General features: G+C 59.4%; 15 protein-coding genes. 11 read left to right on the plus strand and 4 right to left on the minus strand.

Translation table 11 applies throughout. The features are described 5' to 3' along the window. Positions 1–294 precede the first annotated feature (294 nt). Positions 295–480 (minus strand): hypothetical protein, encoded by a 186-nt coding sequence (locus ACN0SC_RS14520; protein ID WP_417250410.1) that lies wholly within the window; start codon positions 478–480, stop codon positions 295–297. 302 nt (positions 481–782) lie between these two features. Here ACN0SC_RS14520 and ACN0SC_RS14525 point away from each other — a divergent pair, with 302 nt between their 5' ends. The 8 genes from ACN0SC_RS14525 to ACN0SC_RS14560 all read left to right on the plus strand — a co-directional run bounded on the left by ACN0SC_RS14525 (position 783) and on the right by ACN0SC_RS14560 (position 7,940). Further along, the gene (locus ACN0SC_RS14525) at positions 783–1,976 is read left to right on the plus strand and encodes an MFS transporter (protein WP_417250411.1); all 1,194 of its coding nucleotides are present in this window, start codon (positions 783–785) and stop codon (positions 1,974–1,976) included. A 2-nt stretch (positions 1,977–1,978) separates the two neighbouring features. Then, positions 1,979–3,022, plus strand: coding sequence for a glycosyltransferase family 4 protein (locus ACN0SC_RS14530; RefSeq protein WP_417250412.1), 1,044 nt, complete (start codon positions 1,979–1,981; stop codon positions 3,020–3,022). After that, positions 3,015–3,638, plus strand: a complete 624-nt coding sequence (locus tag ACN0SC_RS14535) for a glycosyltransferase family 29 protein (RefSeq protein WP_417250413.1) — start codon at positions 3,015–3,017, stop codon at positions 3,636–3,638. Before ACN0SC_RS14530 ends, ACN0SC_RS14535 begins: the two co-directional genes overlap by 8 nt. An 83-nt stretch (positions 3,639–3,721) precedes the next feature. Further along, the gene (locus ACN0SC_RS14540; RefSeq protein ID WP_417250414.1) at positions 3,722–4,744 is read left to right on the plus strand and encodes an aspartate-semialdehyde dehydrogenase; all 1,023 of its coding nucleotides are present in this window, start codon (positions 3,722–3,724) and stop codon (positions 4,742–4,744) included. 299 nt (positions 4,745–5,043) lie between these two features. After that, positions 5,044–5,271 (plus strand): hypothetical protein, encoded by a 228-nt coding sequence (locus ACN0SC_RS14545; RefSeq protein ID WP_417250415.1) that lies wholly within the window; start codon positions 5,044–5,046, stop codon positions 5,269–5,271. A gap of 124 nt (positions 5,272–5,395) precedes the next feature. Next, on the plus strand, positions 5,396–7,045 hold the full coding sequence (locus ACN0SC_RS14550) for a mucoidy inhibitor MuiA family protein (protein WP_417250416.1): 1,650 nt from the start codon (positions 5,396–5,398) through the stop codon (positions 7,043–7,045). Positions 7,046–7,421: 376 nt separating this feature from the next. After that, positions 7,422–7,637: a hypothetical protein gene (locus ACN0SC_RS14555; protein ID WP_417250417.1), complete on the plus strand. Its 216-nt coding sequence runs from the start codon at positions 7,422–7,424 to the stop codon at positions 7,635–7,637. Positions 7,638–7,685: 48 nt separating this feature from the next. Continuing rightward, positions 7,686–7,940, plus strand: a complete 255-nt coding sequence (locus tag ACN0SC_RS14560) for a hypothetical protein (RefSeq protein WP_417250418.1) — start codon at positions 7,686–7,688, stop codon at positions 7,938–7,940. Positions 7,941–7,953: 13 nt separating this feature from the next. Here the strand turns inward: ACN0SC_RS14560 and ACN0SC_RS14565 are convergent, their stop codons facing one another. Beyond that, positions 7,954–8,601 (minus strand): carbonic anhydrase, encoded by a 648-nt coding sequence (locus tag ACN0SC_RS14565; protein ID WP_417250419.1) that lies wholly within the window; start codon positions 8,599–8,601, stop codon positions 7,954–7,956. 165 nt (positions 8,602–8,766) lie between these two features. Here ACN0SC_RS14565 and ACN0SC_RS14570 point away from each other — a divergent pair, with 165 nt between their 5' ends. From ACN0SC_RS14570 to ACN0SC_RS14580, 3 genes are all read left to right on the plus strand, one after another. Further along, positions 8,767–9,144: a hypothetical protein gene (locus ACN0SC_RS14570; RefSeq protein ID WP_417250420.1), complete on the plus strand. Its 378-nt coding sequence runs from the start codon at positions 8,767–8,769 to the stop codon at positions 9,142–9,144. Between the two features lie 177 nt (positions 9,145–9,321). Beyond that, positions 9,322–10,704, plus strand: coding sequence for a leucyl aminopeptidase family protein (locus ACN0SC_RS14575; protein WP_417250525.1), 1,383 nt, complete (start codon positions 9,322–9,324; stop codon positions 10,702–10,704). After that, the gene (locus tag ACN0SC_RS14580) at positions 10,701–11,513 is read left to right on the plus strand and encodes an NlpC/P60 family protein (RefSeq protein ID WP_417250421.1); all 813 of its coding nucleotides are present in this window, start codon (positions 10,701–10,703) and stop codon (positions 11,511–11,513) included. Before ACN0SC_RS14575 ends, ACN0SC_RS14580 begins: the two co-directional genes overlap by 4 nt. 9 nt (positions 11,514–11,522) lie before the next feature. Here ACN0SC_RS14580 and ACN0SC_RS14585 read toward each other — a convergent pair whose 3' ends face one another. Then, positions 11,523–11,870 carry a DUF2794 domain-containing protein gene (locus tag ACN0SC_RS14585; RefSeq protein WP_417250422.1) on the minus strand — a complete coding sequence of 116 codons (348 nt, stop codon included), beginning with the start codon at positions 11,868–11,870 and terminating at the stop codon, positions 11,523–11,525. Between the two features lie 306 nt (positions 11,871–12,176). Continuing rightward, positions 12,177–13,784, minus strand: coding sequence for a Y-family DNA polymerase (locus ACN0SC_RS14590; protein WP_417250423.1), 1,608 nt, complete (start codon positions 13,782–13,784; stop codon positions 12,177–12,179). Positions 13,785–13,814: the final 30 nt, after the last annotated feature.

The raw sequence follows: 13,814 nt of genomic DNA on the forward strand, positions 1-13,814 counted from the left end.
AGATTAGCAGCCTAATGTGAAACCCTGATCCACCTTAAATGGGCTGCAATATGGTCGAAAAAGCTGGACCACCTCTGGGCGTGCCACGTTTCGCGCGTGAGGTGGCGTGGAGCCACACAGGTTACCGACCTCGCGAAAAAGGGGGGGGGCGGTCGGCTGAAATGTGAATTGGGGGGAGTGGGGATGCGCATCGCCTGTTGGGCTGGCGGAGCGTTAGTAGATTGCGTTTCGCAAAATAAAAACGGCGACCGAAGCCGCCGTTTTTGAATTCAAGTGTCCCTAATGGGACGAAACTTAGTTCTTAGCGATTGCTGCAACAGCCAGCAGGCCGAGAAGGATCAGAGCAGCGGAACCACCGAGGGAGGAGCCAGCAGCTTCTTCCACGATAACCGGAGCTTCGATCACGGGCTCGGAGTAACCACCAGCAAAAGCGGCGGTAGCAGCCAGAGTAAGGCCAGCAGCAAGTACGACTTTTTTCATCACCAGATCTCCATAAAAGAGGTATACACTCGGCCACTCTGGCCAAGCTCGAAGCTGATTTTGCACAAACACGGCTTCTGATAAACCCCTAATTTGACCAGCTACCCCCCTAGCGCAGGCAATCTGTGCCTCTATAGCCACATATATTGCCCTACGGTGCCGTTTACCGTCTTTTGAAGCGGGTATATCGGGGCGCACGGGTATTTCCAACGCTCTGATTTTCAATCGTTCCTGATGATTCTTCTGGACATGTATTTGGACATGATCCATCTCCGATACAAGACGAGCAGTGAGGGAGAGTTATGGTTAAAGGCTTTTTGTGGCTGACGCTTGCTTATGGTTTGAGCCAGTTTTACCGCGCATGTCTTGCCGTGTTTGCGCCCGTGCTTGCTCAGGATATCGCCGTTTCGGCGGATCAGATATCGACGGCGCTAGGCCTTTGGTTCCTTGCTTTTGCCGCCATGCAGATCCCTGTGGGTTGGCTTCTTGACACCAAATCCCCGAGGATCACTGCGGCGGCGTTGCTCGTTCTTGGCGGTGGTGGCGGTGCGTTGGTCTTTTCTGTCGCGCAGGGCCCATTGGGTGTCTACATTGCGATGATTGGAATCGGCATCGGTTGTTCATCGGTTCTAATGTCTGCCCTGTATATTTTTGCCCGCCTCGCCCCGCCTGAGCGGTTCGGAACGCTGGCAGGGCTAATTCTCGGCATCGGATCACTTGGTAATGTCGCGGCATCGGTGCCGCTTTCATTCGCGCTCGATATGATCGGGTGGCGTGCCACGATGGTGGTTCTGGCGGGTATCACGGCGGTGGTTGGTGTGGCCCTTTGGAGGTTCGTCGAAGACCCGCCACGAATCCTGCGTGATAGCTCCGTGCCGACAACTTCCTTTGCCGACCTTCTGCGTATCTGGCCGATCTATCCCGTTCTCGCTATTGCGCTTGTGGCTTATGCGCCTGGTGCTGGACTGCGCGGGAGCTGGATCGGCGGCTACCTCACCGAAACCCACGGGCTTGATACGGTGGGGATCGGGCGGGCGACAATCTTCATGGCTCTCGCAATGATTGCGGGTAACCTCGCCTTCGGACCTGTTGACCGCATCATCCGAAGCCGCCGCCTCATTGTCGGCGGTGCGGCGGTTATCACGGGCCTTGCGCTCATCGTTTTGTGGCTCGCCGCCGACACACTGAGCCTCGTGCCCGCGTTGGCGCTGTTCATGATCGTTGGTTTTTTTACCTCAAGCTATCCGCAGATCATGAATCACGGGCGCTCTCTCCTGCCCGAAGCTCTAATCGGGCGTGGCGTCACTTTGATTAACCTTGCCTCTATAGGTGGTGTCGGCCTGTTCCAGATCGCGACGGCACGCACATTCAACGCTGCGCAAGCGGGCAAGCAAACTCCCGCCGATCCTTACGGCGCGGTGTTTCTTCTGTTTGCCGTTGCGGTGGGAGTGGGGTTGATGATCTATCTCACTGTTCGCCCCAAGGAAGCCAAATAGCCATGTCCTCATCATCAGACGTTGCCGTCATCGCGCCGAATCTGAAGCGCCGCTTGTCGGGCGTGACGGCGACTGTTGTGCGGCTGGTGCCCGTGCAGGCGAAAGAAATCGACATTCGGGCGACGGGGCCAGGTCTTCCGCCGTCGGTGCCGCATATCCCCTTGTGGCGTATACCGTTTTTAACGCGTCGCACACGGGTTTGGCATGCGAGGCGAAATGTTGAGATGCTGCTTGGACTGTTCTTACGCAATGTCCTGCGAATGCGGTTAAAACTGCTTTTTACATCGGCAGCGCAACGGCAGCACAAGCCCTTTACGAAGAAGCTGATAGCCAAAATGGACGCGGTCGTAGCGACATCGCCTCAGGCGGCTGCCTTCCTTGATCGCCCCGCGACGGTGATTATGCATGGAATCGACGTCGATACTTTTCGTCCGAGCGAGAACATGCACGCGACCCGTCGTAAGCTCGGTCTGGCGGATGGTATGTTGATCGGCTGTTCTGGACGGATCAGACACCAGAAGGGTCAGGATCTCTTAGTCGAAGCGGCGATCCCGCTACTTCGTTCTCGAACGAACGTGCATGTGGTGTTCACGGGACGGGCCACGCAGGAAAACGAAACCTATTTGTCTGCGCTCCGCGAAAAGATTGACGCAGCAGGCCTCGGAGACCGAATGCGTTTTATCGGCGAAATTCCGTGGGACGACATGATCGCATTCTACCAGTCGCTTGATCTCTTCGTGGCGCCCGCCCGCTGGGAAGGGTTTGGCTTGACGCCGATTGAAGCGATGGCCTGTGGAACGCCTGCGATTGCGTGCCGTGGCGTCGGGGCCTTTGATCAACAGATTAAGGACGGCGAAACAGGCGCACTGATCGAAAAGGACAACGTGTCCGATTTGCAAAGGGCATTTGAGGCGCTGATAGACAATCCGGACCGCCTCGCGGCCATGCGACCTGCAGCCCGCGCGCATGTCGTGGAGAAATTCAGCATCGCTCGTGAGGCCCAGGCGCTGATCGCGATTTACAGGGATCTTCTGTCCGATGGGTAAGTTCGGCTTTTTCATCGCGCGTCTTCTGCGCCGAGAGGCGCCGCTTGCCCGTCTCTCGGTGCCGCAAGCGAAAATCTTGAAGGCTCTAGAGGACAAAACTGTCGCGATTGTCGGGAATGCCCGCGCGCTGTCTAAGACCGCATACGGCGCTGAGATTGACACGCATGATGTGGTGATCCGCATCAACGGCGCGCCGGTGCCTGCCGCGATCAGTCACGGCACGAAAACTGATTGGCTGGCCATGGCAACACGGGTTCCGGCACAAGAGCTTTCACGGATCAATGCGGCGAGACTCATGTGGTTCAGCCACAAGCGTAAACGGCTCGATTGGCACGTGGCGCAAACTGAGGGGTTCTATCTGCATCCTCTTTCGGACTACGCGAAACTGGAGCGCACCTTGGGGCGTCAGCCGACGACTGGCGCGATGGTCATTGATCTGGTTTCCCGCAGCAACGCAGTCGAAATCAACCTCTATGGCTTCGACTTTTTCTCGTCGCTCTCGCTCTCTGGCCGCCGTAGTGCCGAGGATGTTCCACACGATTTTGACGCTGAAGCGGCCTTCGTCAAAGCACTAATCCGCGCTGATCCGCGGGTGTCTCTTCATGAAATGAAATAGGGTCGATCAAGGTTTCGCCCTTTACATTCCACCACAGTATTATATCCCGACGCCCGTCTAGAGAGACTGAAGGAGTATCCCTGATGGGCTATAAAGTCGTCGTCGTTGGCGCCACGGGTAACGTGGGTCGCGAAATGCTGAACATCCTCGCCGAGCGCGAGTTCCCCGTGGACGAAATTGCCGTGCTTGCCTCGCGCAAATCCCTCGGCACCGAAGTGAGCTATGGCGACACCACCCTCAAGACCCAAGACCTCGCCACCTTCGATTTCGCGGGTTGGGACATGGCGCTCTTTGCCGTAGGGTCCGAGGCGACCAAAGAATATGCACCCAAAGCGGCGAAAGCGGGCTGCGTTGTCATCGACAACTCGTCGCTATACCGCTACGATCCCGATGTCCCGCTGATCGTGCCGGAAGTGAACCCGGATGCGATCGAGGGTTATTCCAAGAAGAACATCATCGCCAACCCCAACTGCTCCACCGCGCAGATGGTTGTGGCTCTCAAGCCGCTGCATGACCGCGCGAAGATCAAGCGCGTTGTGGTCTCCACCTACCAGTCCGTTTCGGGCTCGGGGAAAGCTGCAATTGACGAATTGTGGAACCAGACCAAGGGCATGTATGTCCCAGGTCAGGAAGTGGCGCCGAGCGTCTACCCCAAGCAGATCGCCTTCAACGTGATCCCGCATATCGATGTCTTTATGGATAGCGGCGACACGAAAGAAGAGTGGAAGATGATCACCGAGACCAAGAAGATCATTGATCCGTCGATCAAGGTCACGGCGACCTGTGTGCGCGTGCCTGTGTTTGTTGGCCACTCCGAGAGCATCAATATCGAGACCGAGGAGTTCCTCGACGAGGACGAAGCGCGCGATATCCTGCGTGAGGCACCTGGTATTCTCGTGGTCGACAAGCGCGAAGACGGTGGCTACGTCACGCCTGTTGAAAGCGTTGGCGACTTCGCAACCTTCATCTCACGCATCCGTCAGGACGTGACGGTCGAGAACGGCCTGAACTTCTGGTGTGTGTCCGACAACCTGCGCAAGGGCGCGGCACTGAACGCGGTTCAGATCGCTGAACTTCTGGGACGTCGCGTACTCAAGAAGGGTTGATTGGCGGCTGTCATCACGCGCAAGAGATTCGGGGAAAGGCGCTTTCGGGCGCCTTTTCCTTTGCCTGATTGGTGGATGTGAGGCGTTTCCATGGGGGAGCAATTGCACGTCAAAGGCGATTTGGCCGACTTTCTGACGCAAGTCTTAAAAGAGTTTAACCACTTTAAGGCGAAGGGTTACAAAGTGTTACAAGAGATTGTGGCGCGCTCTGGCACGTATACTTTGAGTTTTATTCATCCTCAGGGCGAAATCCCGCCTCTGCTGTGCTCAAATTCAGGAAAGCAGAAAGGTCTACCGATATGATCCGAGTTTCCCTTAACCTGAACGCCCTGATCCACGCCCGCGACATTTCTCCCTCCACTGCGGGCCGAGGTGGGACGGCGGATTATAAAAGTGATTTGGGTCGCCCACTGTCCGAGCATCAGCCGCATTTGACTCGCGAGGAGGTGTGCGAGACCTTTGCGGACAAAGCGTGGTGCCGTGCCGCAATCGAGGCGGCACTGAAGAAACGCGACGAAATTGCGTGATGCCTTCCCGAACGCGATAGGCAATCCTCCGCCACGTTCGGACGACAATTGACGGAACACAGGAATTTGGGTTGCGCCTGCGGGGCGCCCGATGAAATCTGTGCCCTGTTATCAGGAGGATACCATGACCCTTATTCCCATTCGGTTTTCTGTTTTTGCTGCGGTGCTTGCGAGTGCTGTGCCCGTCGCGGCATGGGCCGATCAATTCGACGCGCAATCTGCCGTCAAAGCCGTCACACTCTATCCCCAAGGAGCCGAAGTGCATCGCACGGGGGCGGTTGAATTGCCCGCTGGCACGCATATCGTTACCTTTTCTGGCGTTCCCGCCGCGGGCGGCGAGGTATCGCAATTTGCACGCATGTTGCAGGTCGCGGTCTCAGGTGGTCAGGCTGGCGCTGTGACGGTTACGCCGAGCGTCAATGGCATTTCCCGCCCGACAACCGACATCGCCCGTGCCGCTCAGGCCGAGGTGGATCGGTTGAAGGATGCGCTCGATGACGCGCATCGCGCACAGGCGGCGATTCTCGACGAGGTGACAGCCGCGCAGGACAGTCTCGATTTCCTTGGACGTCTCTCAAGCGAGGCCGACGGATCGGCGCAGGAGATCGCAGCGACCGTACAAATGATCCGCACCGAGTCCCTCGCAGCACGCAAAACAATGGCCGAGGCGCAGGTTCGCGCGGATGCGATGAACGACGAAATCAGCGAGATCAGCGAGGCGCTGGACGTTGCACGCGCCGAACTCGCCGCCTATTTCGACGAGGAAGTAAATCGGGTCACGATTTCAGTTCCCGTCACGGTTGCGGAGGCGGGCACGGTCGGGTTTGATTTCACCTACCTGACGTCGGAGGCGATGTGGCAGCCGCGCTATGACATCCAGCTCGATACGGAAACCGAAGCCATGCGTATTTCCCGCAAGATGGGTGTGAGCCAATCGACGGGCGAAGCGTGGGAAAACGTGTCACTTACTTTCTCGACACAGGCTCCCAGTGGCGCACTGGCGCCCTCCGATGTGTATCCGCACATCCGCCGTATCGAAGATCCATCTGCGCCAAAGCCACTCGCTCGGGGTATGGCATTGAGCGATGGGATTGCGGCTCCCGCGATGATGGAGGAGGCCGTCATGGCCGATAAGTCGATCGCGGTGACAACGCGTTATGGCCTTAACGTCCAGTTCGACCTGCCCGCACCTGTCACGTTGTTGTCGGGCGACACCACGACGGATTTCGCGCTTGAAGAGGTGACGAGCGCGCCTGAGATCACCTTGCGTGCTGTTCCGCTCTACGAGGACACTGCATTCGTCGTGGCGGAATTCACCAATGATAGCGACGCGCCCCTTCTTCCTGGTGAGGCGGTTGTCTATCGCGACGGGGCGCTCGTCGGTGATCGAATGATGCCTCTGATTGCTCAAGGGCAAGAGGTCGAGCTGGGCTTTGGCGCGGTCGAGGGTGTCACCGTCCGCCGCGTGGTCCTTGATCGCAACGAAGGGGATCGCGGTGTGATCCGAAAATCTAACGAGCAAACGAACTCGATCCGTTTGGAAGTCGAGAACCTGACCGACCGTACATGGCCCATGGAGGTGATCGACCGCGTGTCGGTTTCCGAGCAGGAGGATCTCGAAGTGACATGGGAAGCAAGCACGCCGCCGAGCATCGAGAACCTCGACGAGATGCGTGGTGTGCTGGCGTGGACCTTCGATCTGGCGCCTTCCGAGACATGGACGACGGAAGTGCTTGAAACACTCAAATGGCCAGAGGGAAAAATCCTTCAGTAAGATAAATGAGTAGGGCCGCCGCTTACCGCAGCGGCCCTTCTACCATTGCGTGTCTCGCGCGATGGTGATTCGGGCAAAATTCTGGCGAAAACGCTTGCGCCACAATGTTGCCCAAATGCCGACGCGAAGCTGCCTTTGCACCGTCACGGAGATGACGGCCTGTTAACCGTGTCAGCACGGATAGAGCAGATTTTAACTTTCGCAAATGCGTCTGATTTGTCATTTTAAGTTACTGATAAGAAACAATAAGATTGTTCGTCAATGCAGCGCCCGTAAGAGCTTCCTAAAATTGAAAAGATGCATGAATTCGCCTCTCGGGCGCTTTGGTGTTCCATGATCTCAAGGGTTCAGGGGCACGGACCGAAAGGATGATAAAATGATCAAGCTGTTGAAAGCCGATGACCAAGGTGTCGAGACGAAAAGCGCGATTGTTCTCAACTGGGACGTGCGCATCGATGAGGCTGTGCCGCAGCCAGCAAACCACAATCTGACGCGGGAAGCGCGGGAGAGCAATGTTGTGCCCTTGGGCCACTACATCGCGCCGCCCGACTTCCGCCCCGATCTTGGCGCGCGGGCGGCCATTGCCGCCTGATCCGCCGCGACATTCGAGACATCAGACACAGTGACGAAAGGAAACCCCATGACCGATTTCATCGCGAAAGCCCGCGCCAACCGCGTGATTGCTCTGAAACTGCACAAAAGCGGGACGGTGATGTTCTTTCCCGACGACATCCCCGAGGTCGGGACATCGCGCAAAGTGACACATATCAGCAAGCCGATGTTCGTGCGCAGCCAGTCCCTGCGTGACGCCGCAATTGTAGCGACGCCAGCGAAGGAGGCCGTTGCCAACCTTGCTGACGAACCACTGGTTCTGGGGCGCGAACACGCCGCGTGACGTTAAGGGCCGTTTAGACAGGAACGAAGGAGTTGCTGTTCGGGTCGTATTGGTGCAACTCGCCTTCGCCGATATCGGTCCAGAGCGCGTGGAGTGACAGGTTGTTGTTCTCGACGGCTTCGCGCACGAAGGGGAAGGTCATGAGGTTCTCAAGGGAAACGAGAACCGCCTCCTTCTCCAGCGCCCGCGCGCGGTGCTCTTCGGGCACATCCTGCACACGTTCGTAGCCTGGCCTCAGGATATCCATCCAACGTCCGACAAAGGATGACTTCTCTTCCAGTTCGGGCGCGCGACCCTCGCACATGTCTTGGCATCCTTGAATGCCGCCGCAGTTCGAGTGACCGACCACAACGATATGGGCCACTTTCAGTGCGACAACTGCGTATTCCACGGCGGCGGAGGTGCCGTGGTTCTCGCCGTCATCGGTAAAGGGTGGGACCAGATTGGCGATGTTGCGGTGGATAAAGAACTCACCCTGATCGGCGCCGAAAATGGAGGTCACATGCACACGGCTGTCGCAACAGGCGATGATCATTGCACGGGGGCGCTGCCCTTCGGTCGCTAGACGCCGATACCACGCCGCATTCTCGTCGAAGGTGGTCGCCTTCCAACCTTGGTAGCGCTGGACCATGTATTTCGGGAGGGGTTTGGCGTTTTTCATGTCTGCGATCCTTATGTGTGCGTAGATCGTTCAAGATCATGTAGAATTTAGAGTAATTGCTGGGGAATTCGAGGGCAAAATACGCCCGCTGTTAAACCTTTTCTTGAGAGTGTCGGGAGCAAAATCATCTCGTGCGTGGGGGCGCATGACTATCAGGGGTAGAAAATGGTGGTGAGAAAACTTCGGCCCGATGCCGCAGTGACGGTGGACCGCGAACGATTGGACCAACTCTATGTGCGGCTTGGCACTTCTGGAGCGGATGGGGTCGTGAGCCGCGCGATGGAAGAACTGGCGGTGCGTCTGGCACGTGTTGCCAAGTGTCACGAGAAAGGGGACTTGGCGGAGTTGCGGCGCGCAGCTCGCTCGATGGTCGCGATCTCGGAGCAGATTGGCATGATGACTTTCGCTGCCGTGGCGAAGGATGTTTCCGGTTTGGCTTTGACCGACGATGGCACGGCGCTCGCGGCGACGGTCGAGCGTTTGACGCGGATCGGTGAGAATTCGCTTCTGGCGATATGGGATATTCAGGGCGCGTCGATCTAGGAGCGTTGCCAGAGTGGTGGGAATGAACGGGGCTCGCGCCAGTGTGCGGGCTCTCATGTGTTCTGATGTGGCGAAGGTCCCTGTCCCCTTGCAGCGGGCGTTCCATGGGCTAGGGTGCTTCCGACCGAATGCAAGCCGCGCCACGAGGATGCGGCGCACTACGAAGAGGTTTCCGACATGCCCATGACCTTTGCCACTCCCGACCCCGATGCGCGTCCACTTACGTTGATACGTGCTGAAGACCTAGATGCCTACTGCGAGACCTTGCCGCCATCACAAAAGGCATGGGTTACAGCGTCGGGGTTCAAAGCGGGGTTTGGCGAGACATGCGTCCTCCCTGGCGAGAGTGGGCTCGCGGGTGCTTTGGGCGGCTTGGGCAATGCAAAAGCACGAAAGCGCGACCGCTTCGCTTTGGCCTCCATCCGCGCCGCTCTCCCTGCGGGCATCTATCGCCTTGAAACCGACCTGAGTGGTCCTGCACTCAACGAACAACTTCTTGGCTGGTTGCTGGCGGGCTACCGATATGGCGCTTACAAGAAAACCACGCCACCCGAGGCACATCTTGTCGCCCCCGAGGGCATAGATGCCACGCGGTTGGAGGCTATTGCGGCGGGCGAGGCGCTTACCCGCGACCTGATCAACACGCCTGCCAACGACATGGGCCCCGCCGAACTGGAAGCCGCAGCACGAGACCTAGCGCGCACTTTCGACGCCGCAATCTCGGTCGTGGATGACCAGAAGGTGCTGGCAAAGGACTTTCCGATGATCCACGCGGTGGGACGCGCTTCGACCCGCGCGCCGCGATTGATCGACATGCGGTGGGGCGAGAGTGGCCCGACGCTGACACTCGTGGGCAAGGGGGTCTGCTTCGATACGGGCGGTCTTAACATCAAGCCAGGTGCCTCCATGGGGTTGATGAAAAAGGATATGGGCGGCGCGGCGACGGTTCTCGGGCTGGCGCGCATGATCATGGCTTTGGGTCTTGATATCCGCCTGCGTGTGCTCATTCCCGCCGTTGAAAACGCCATTTCGGGCGATGCGTTCCGTCCGCAGGATGTGCTGTCGTCACGCAAAGGGTTGAGTGTCGAGATTAACAACACTGATGCCGAAGGTCGTCTGGTACTGGCCGATGCGCTTGCGCTTGCGGACGAGGAGGTGCCTGATCTGATTATCTCAATGGCCACGCTTACGGGCGCGGCACGGGTGGCCGTGGGTCCTGATCTCGCGCCCTTCTTTGCGACCGAAAACGAGGACGCTGCGGCGGTGATCGTTGGCGGCGTGAAAGCCGCCGATCCAGTGTGGCAGATGCCCTTCTGGGACGGGTATGAAAGCATGATCGAACCCGCTGTGGCCGACCTCGACAACGCGCCCAAAGGGGGTATGGCGGGGGCGATTACCGCAGCTTTGTTCCTGCGCCGCTTTGTCACCGAGACCCCGCGCTACATGCATTTCGACATATACGGATGGTGTCCGTCGAGCAAACCCGCGCGCCCCAAGGGGGGTGTCGGACAGGGCGCGCGCGCCGTGCTTGATGCGCTGCCCGACCTGTTGTCGCTATGACCGACCGCCGTGTGATCCCCGCCAATGCGCGTGTAGCGCTCGCGGGATACGCCTGCGACGGTCAGCGCGAGGTGACGGCGCAACATGCGCAAATCTGCCTGCCCGTGGCCGACCTGCGCGCCGCGCCTGACGGCGCACGGGACAGGCAGTTGTTGTTTGGTGAAGGTTTCAACGTGTTGGAGCGGCGCGAAGGCTGGGCTTTTGGTGTGGCTGCGCGCGATGGTTATGTCGGCTATGTTGACGAGCAAGCACTCGGCGCGGTCGTGGCGCCGACGCATCAAATTTCGGTGCGCGCAACGCATCTCTATCCGCGCGATGATTTCAAGACGGAAGCCGGCGCTAGCCTGTCTTTCGGGTCCAAGGTCACGGTGATCGACGAGCGGCGCAAGTTTATGGAGATCGAGGGCGGGCATTTCGTGCCGAAGGCGCATATCCGTCCGCTGGAACGGCCCTTTTCGGACCCTGTTACAATCGCGCAGCTCTTTTTTGGCACGCCCTATCTCTGGGGCGGCAACTCGACCTTCGGCGTTGATTGTTCGGGGCTGGTTCAGGCCGCACTACTCGCCTGTGATATCGCGTGCCCGGGGGATAGCGATCAGCAGATGGGGCTGGGCGCGATGGCGACGGGGGATTACGCGCGGGGCGATCTTCTGTTCTGGAAAGGGCATGTTGCGATCTGTGTGGATAGTGAGGTGCTGCTTCACGCCAATGCGCACCACATGGCCACGCAATACGAGCCGATCAGCCGCGCCATCGCGCGTATTGAGGCGCAGGGCGAGGGGACGGTCATTGCCCGCCGACGCCTTTGAGTGCGGGAGTTACTCGACGGCGCGGATGAGTTTGCGGTCGAAAAAGCGTAAGACGGTGGGCAGGTCGTGGCCGCGTTTGAGAACTTGACCATCCATCCCGATCACCGCATACATGCCCTGACGTTTGCGTAGGCGGGGGCGCTTTTCGATGCGATACATCGGGTGCTCGGCGGTGCGGCGGAAGACTGAGAAGACGGCGACATCGCGCAGGAAGGACATGCCGTAGTCGCGCCATTCGCCAGCGGCAACCATGCGCCCATACATGCCGAGAATCGCGCCCAGTTCCTGACGGTCGAACGCGACTTTGTCCTGCGGGGAGCGACCATTGGGAAAGGGAGTGAGGTTCTGTGCGTTCATTCCACGATGGTGCGACCAATCCCTTGATAAATCAAGGATTGATGAGATGTGGTGGAGTGAGGCGGGGGCGCTGCCTTGTTTTTGCCGCATAATGACCTGCGCTTTGACTTTTTCGCTGCGAGTTTTGGCCCCCATTTATTGTCATACCTACTCCACGGAGCGAAAACGCTTTGCCCCGGTGTCGCGGTTTAACAGCCCCCACCCAGTTCGCGGCGCCGGGGATTTCGCTCCAGACCTATAAGAGCCGGGATTGCCGTATGGCGTCCCGGCTTTTCTTATTTCGCGCCTATGCTGCTGTGATGGTGGTTACGCGAAGCTGCCGTGACAGAACCAGCCCGACGACAAGGCTCCGCCATGCGCGTAGAAGAGCCATAGCGCATCGCCATTTTCGCAGATCACATGCCAGTAGTCCCGTACGCCAGACCGCCAGTCGGGTTCGTCGAGCCACCATTCGGGCGCGAGCCGTTCGGGGCCGCGATAGCTTGCAACGTCAAGCGTGCGCCCGCGCCAGCGGAATTGTGGCGGTGGGCGGGGGCGGTCAGGGGCGTGAACGCGTTCGGGGCGCCACATCATCAGCGGACGGGGGCGTTCGGGGTCGGGCCACGCCTCGCGCCACGGCTGCGACCACGCGGCGGCCATGAGGCGGGTCGTTTTTTCGGGGATATGGCTGTCGGCGGGGTGGATGCGGGTGATCCGTTCCATGCCGACGCGAGTGCCCATCCGCCCGATGAGATCGTCCACCCCTTGCCCCGCATGTGCCTTGGCGCGGGCGGCTTTTGTTGCGTCGAGGTGGCCGCGCATCTGCTGGTCCTGTACCGCTTCGGTGACGGGGGCGGAGATGCGCAGGACATCAATGCCGAAGCCTGCGTCGATGTCTCCGAGTTTGAGCGCCAGAAGCGGTTTGATTCTGTCAGGGTCATGGGAAGGGCGGGCGAGGCCGACTTCGATGGTCTCACGTCCCTGATCGACCCGAAAGCATTCCAACCGCACCCGCCGCGCTCCGCGCCCTTTTGCCTTGAGGCGGGTGCTGAGAGCGGGCAGGAGCCGATCCAACCCCGCCAGAATGTCACTGTCTAATCCGATGGGTTCGGGCAATGTCATCCGTGCGGCGAAATGCTCGGGCGGGCGTGCAGGGGAGACGGGTTCGGGATCTTGCCCGAAAGCCTGATCGAGCCTACGCACGAGATCGCGTCCGAAACGCCGCGCCAATGCGGCGCGCGGCATTCCCGACAGATCGCCGATACATTTGAGGCCAAGGCGGACGAGTTGCGCGGCGGTGTCGTTGTCGATGCGCAAGGCGGCTACGGGAAGTGGTGCGAGCGCTTGGTGCATCTGGCCTGGAGGGGCGATGCGCGGTGCACTTCCTGCGGGTACGCGCGACTGAGGCGCGGCCCCGCCGCGTTCCCAATGTCGACGTCTGGCTGCGCGCGAACGGGTGGCGCGGGCTTCCTGATCAATGTCGTCACCGCTGCGCAATCCCGCCTCTTCCCGCCCTGCGAAGCGCGCCAAGGCCCAAGCCGCGCCGACCGTATCCGCCAGCCCCGCTTCGACGGTAAGGCCGAGATCGCTGCCTTCGGTCATGATCTGCGCAAGCATTGCCTCTTCGCCGCCGAAAAGATGAGCGCAGCCCGTGATATCAAGCACCAATCCGTCGGGCGGCACCTCTCCGACCCACGGTGTGAATTTCCCTGCCCAGCGGCGCAGTGTGGTGAGAAAGGCGCTTTCGGCGTGGACGGAGCGCAGACGGGTGATGAGTGAAGGGCAGATCGCCATGGCATCACGCAGGGGTTGCCCCTGTACCAGTCCCGCCGCACTTGCCTCGTGCGACAGTGACCACAAGACCTGCATCTGGCCTATCTCGCGAAGTACGGCAAAGGGCGCGTTTTCAACGCCCGCGTGACCTGACCTGATCATGCGCTCGGCACCCAAGCGAGGGAACCATAG

This window comes from Celeribacter sp. (genome assembly GCF_048261515.1).
Taxonomy (GTDB): Bacteria; Pseudomonadota; Alphaproteobacteria; order Rhodobacterales; family Rhodobacteraceae; genus Celeribacter.

What these genes read in the sequence shown, in the direction of transcription:
- ACN0SC_RS14520 (WP_417250410.1), bottom strand. Translation starts at nt 480, where the DNA reads ATGAAAAAAGTCGTACTTGCTGCTGGCCTTACTCTGGCTGCTACCGCC.
- ACN0SC_RS14525 (WP_417250411.1), top strand. Translation starts at nt 783, where the DNA reads ATGGTTAAAGGCTTTTTGTGGCTGACGCTTGCTTATGGTTTGAGCCAG.
- ACN0SC_RS14530 (WP_417250412.1), top strand. Translation starts at nt 1,979, where the DNA reads ATGTCCTCATCATCAGACGTTGCCGTCATCGCGCCGAATCTGAAGCGC.
- ACN0SC_RS14535 (WP_417250413.1), top strand. Translation starts at nt 3,015, where the DNA reads ATGGGTAAGTTCGGCTTTTTCATCGCGCGTCTTCTGCGCCGAGAGGCG.
- ACN0SC_RS14540 (WP_417250414.1), top strand. Translation starts at nt 3,722, where the DNA reads ATGGGCTATAAAGTCGTCGTCGTTGGCGCCACGGGTAACGTGGGTCGC.
- ACN0SC_RS14545 (WP_417250415.1), top strand. Translation starts at nt 5,044, where the DNA reads ATGATCCGAGTTTCCCTTAACCTGAACGCCCTGATCCACGCCCGCGAC.
- ACN0SC_RS14550 (WP_417250416.1), top strand. Translation starts at nt 5,396, where the DNA reads ATGACCCTTATTCCCATTCGGTTTTCTGTTTTTGCTGCGGTGCTTGCG.
- ACN0SC_RS14555 (WP_417250417.1), top strand. Translation starts at nt 7,422, where the DNA reads ATGATCAAGCTGTTGAAAGCCGATGACCAAGGTGTCGAGACGAAAAGC.
- ACN0SC_RS14560 (WP_417250418.1), top strand. Translation starts at nt 7,686, where the DNA reads ATGACCGATTTCATCGCGAAAGCCCGCGCCAACCGCGTGATTGCTCTG.
- ACN0SC_RS14565 (WP_417250419.1), bottom strand. Translation starts at nt 8,601, where the DNA reads ATGAAAAACGCCAAACCCCTCCCGAAATACATGGTCCAGCGCTACCAA.
- ACN0SC_RS14570 (WP_417250420.1), top strand. Translation starts at nt 8,767, where the DNA reads ATGGTGGTGAGAAAACTTCGGCCCGATGCCGCAGTGACGGTGGACCGC.
- ACN0SC_RS14575 (WP_417250525.1), top strand. Translation starts at nt 9,322, where the DNA reads ATGCCCATGACCTTTGCCACTCCCGACCCCGATGCGCGTCCACTTACG.
- ACN0SC_RS14580 (WP_417250421.1), top strand. Translation starts at nt 10,701, where the DNA reads ATGACCGACCGCCGTGTGATCCCCGCCAATGCGCGTGTAGCGCTCGCG.
- ACN0SC_RS14585 (WP_417250422.1), bottom strand. Translation starts at nt 11,870, where the DNA reads ATGAACGCACAGAACCTCACTCCCTTTCCCAATGGTCGCTCCCCGCAG.
- ACN0SC_RS14590 (WP_417250423.1), bottom strand. Translation starts at nt 13,784, where the DNA reads ATGATCAGGTCAGGTCACGCGGGCGTTGAAAACGCGCCCTTTGCCGTA.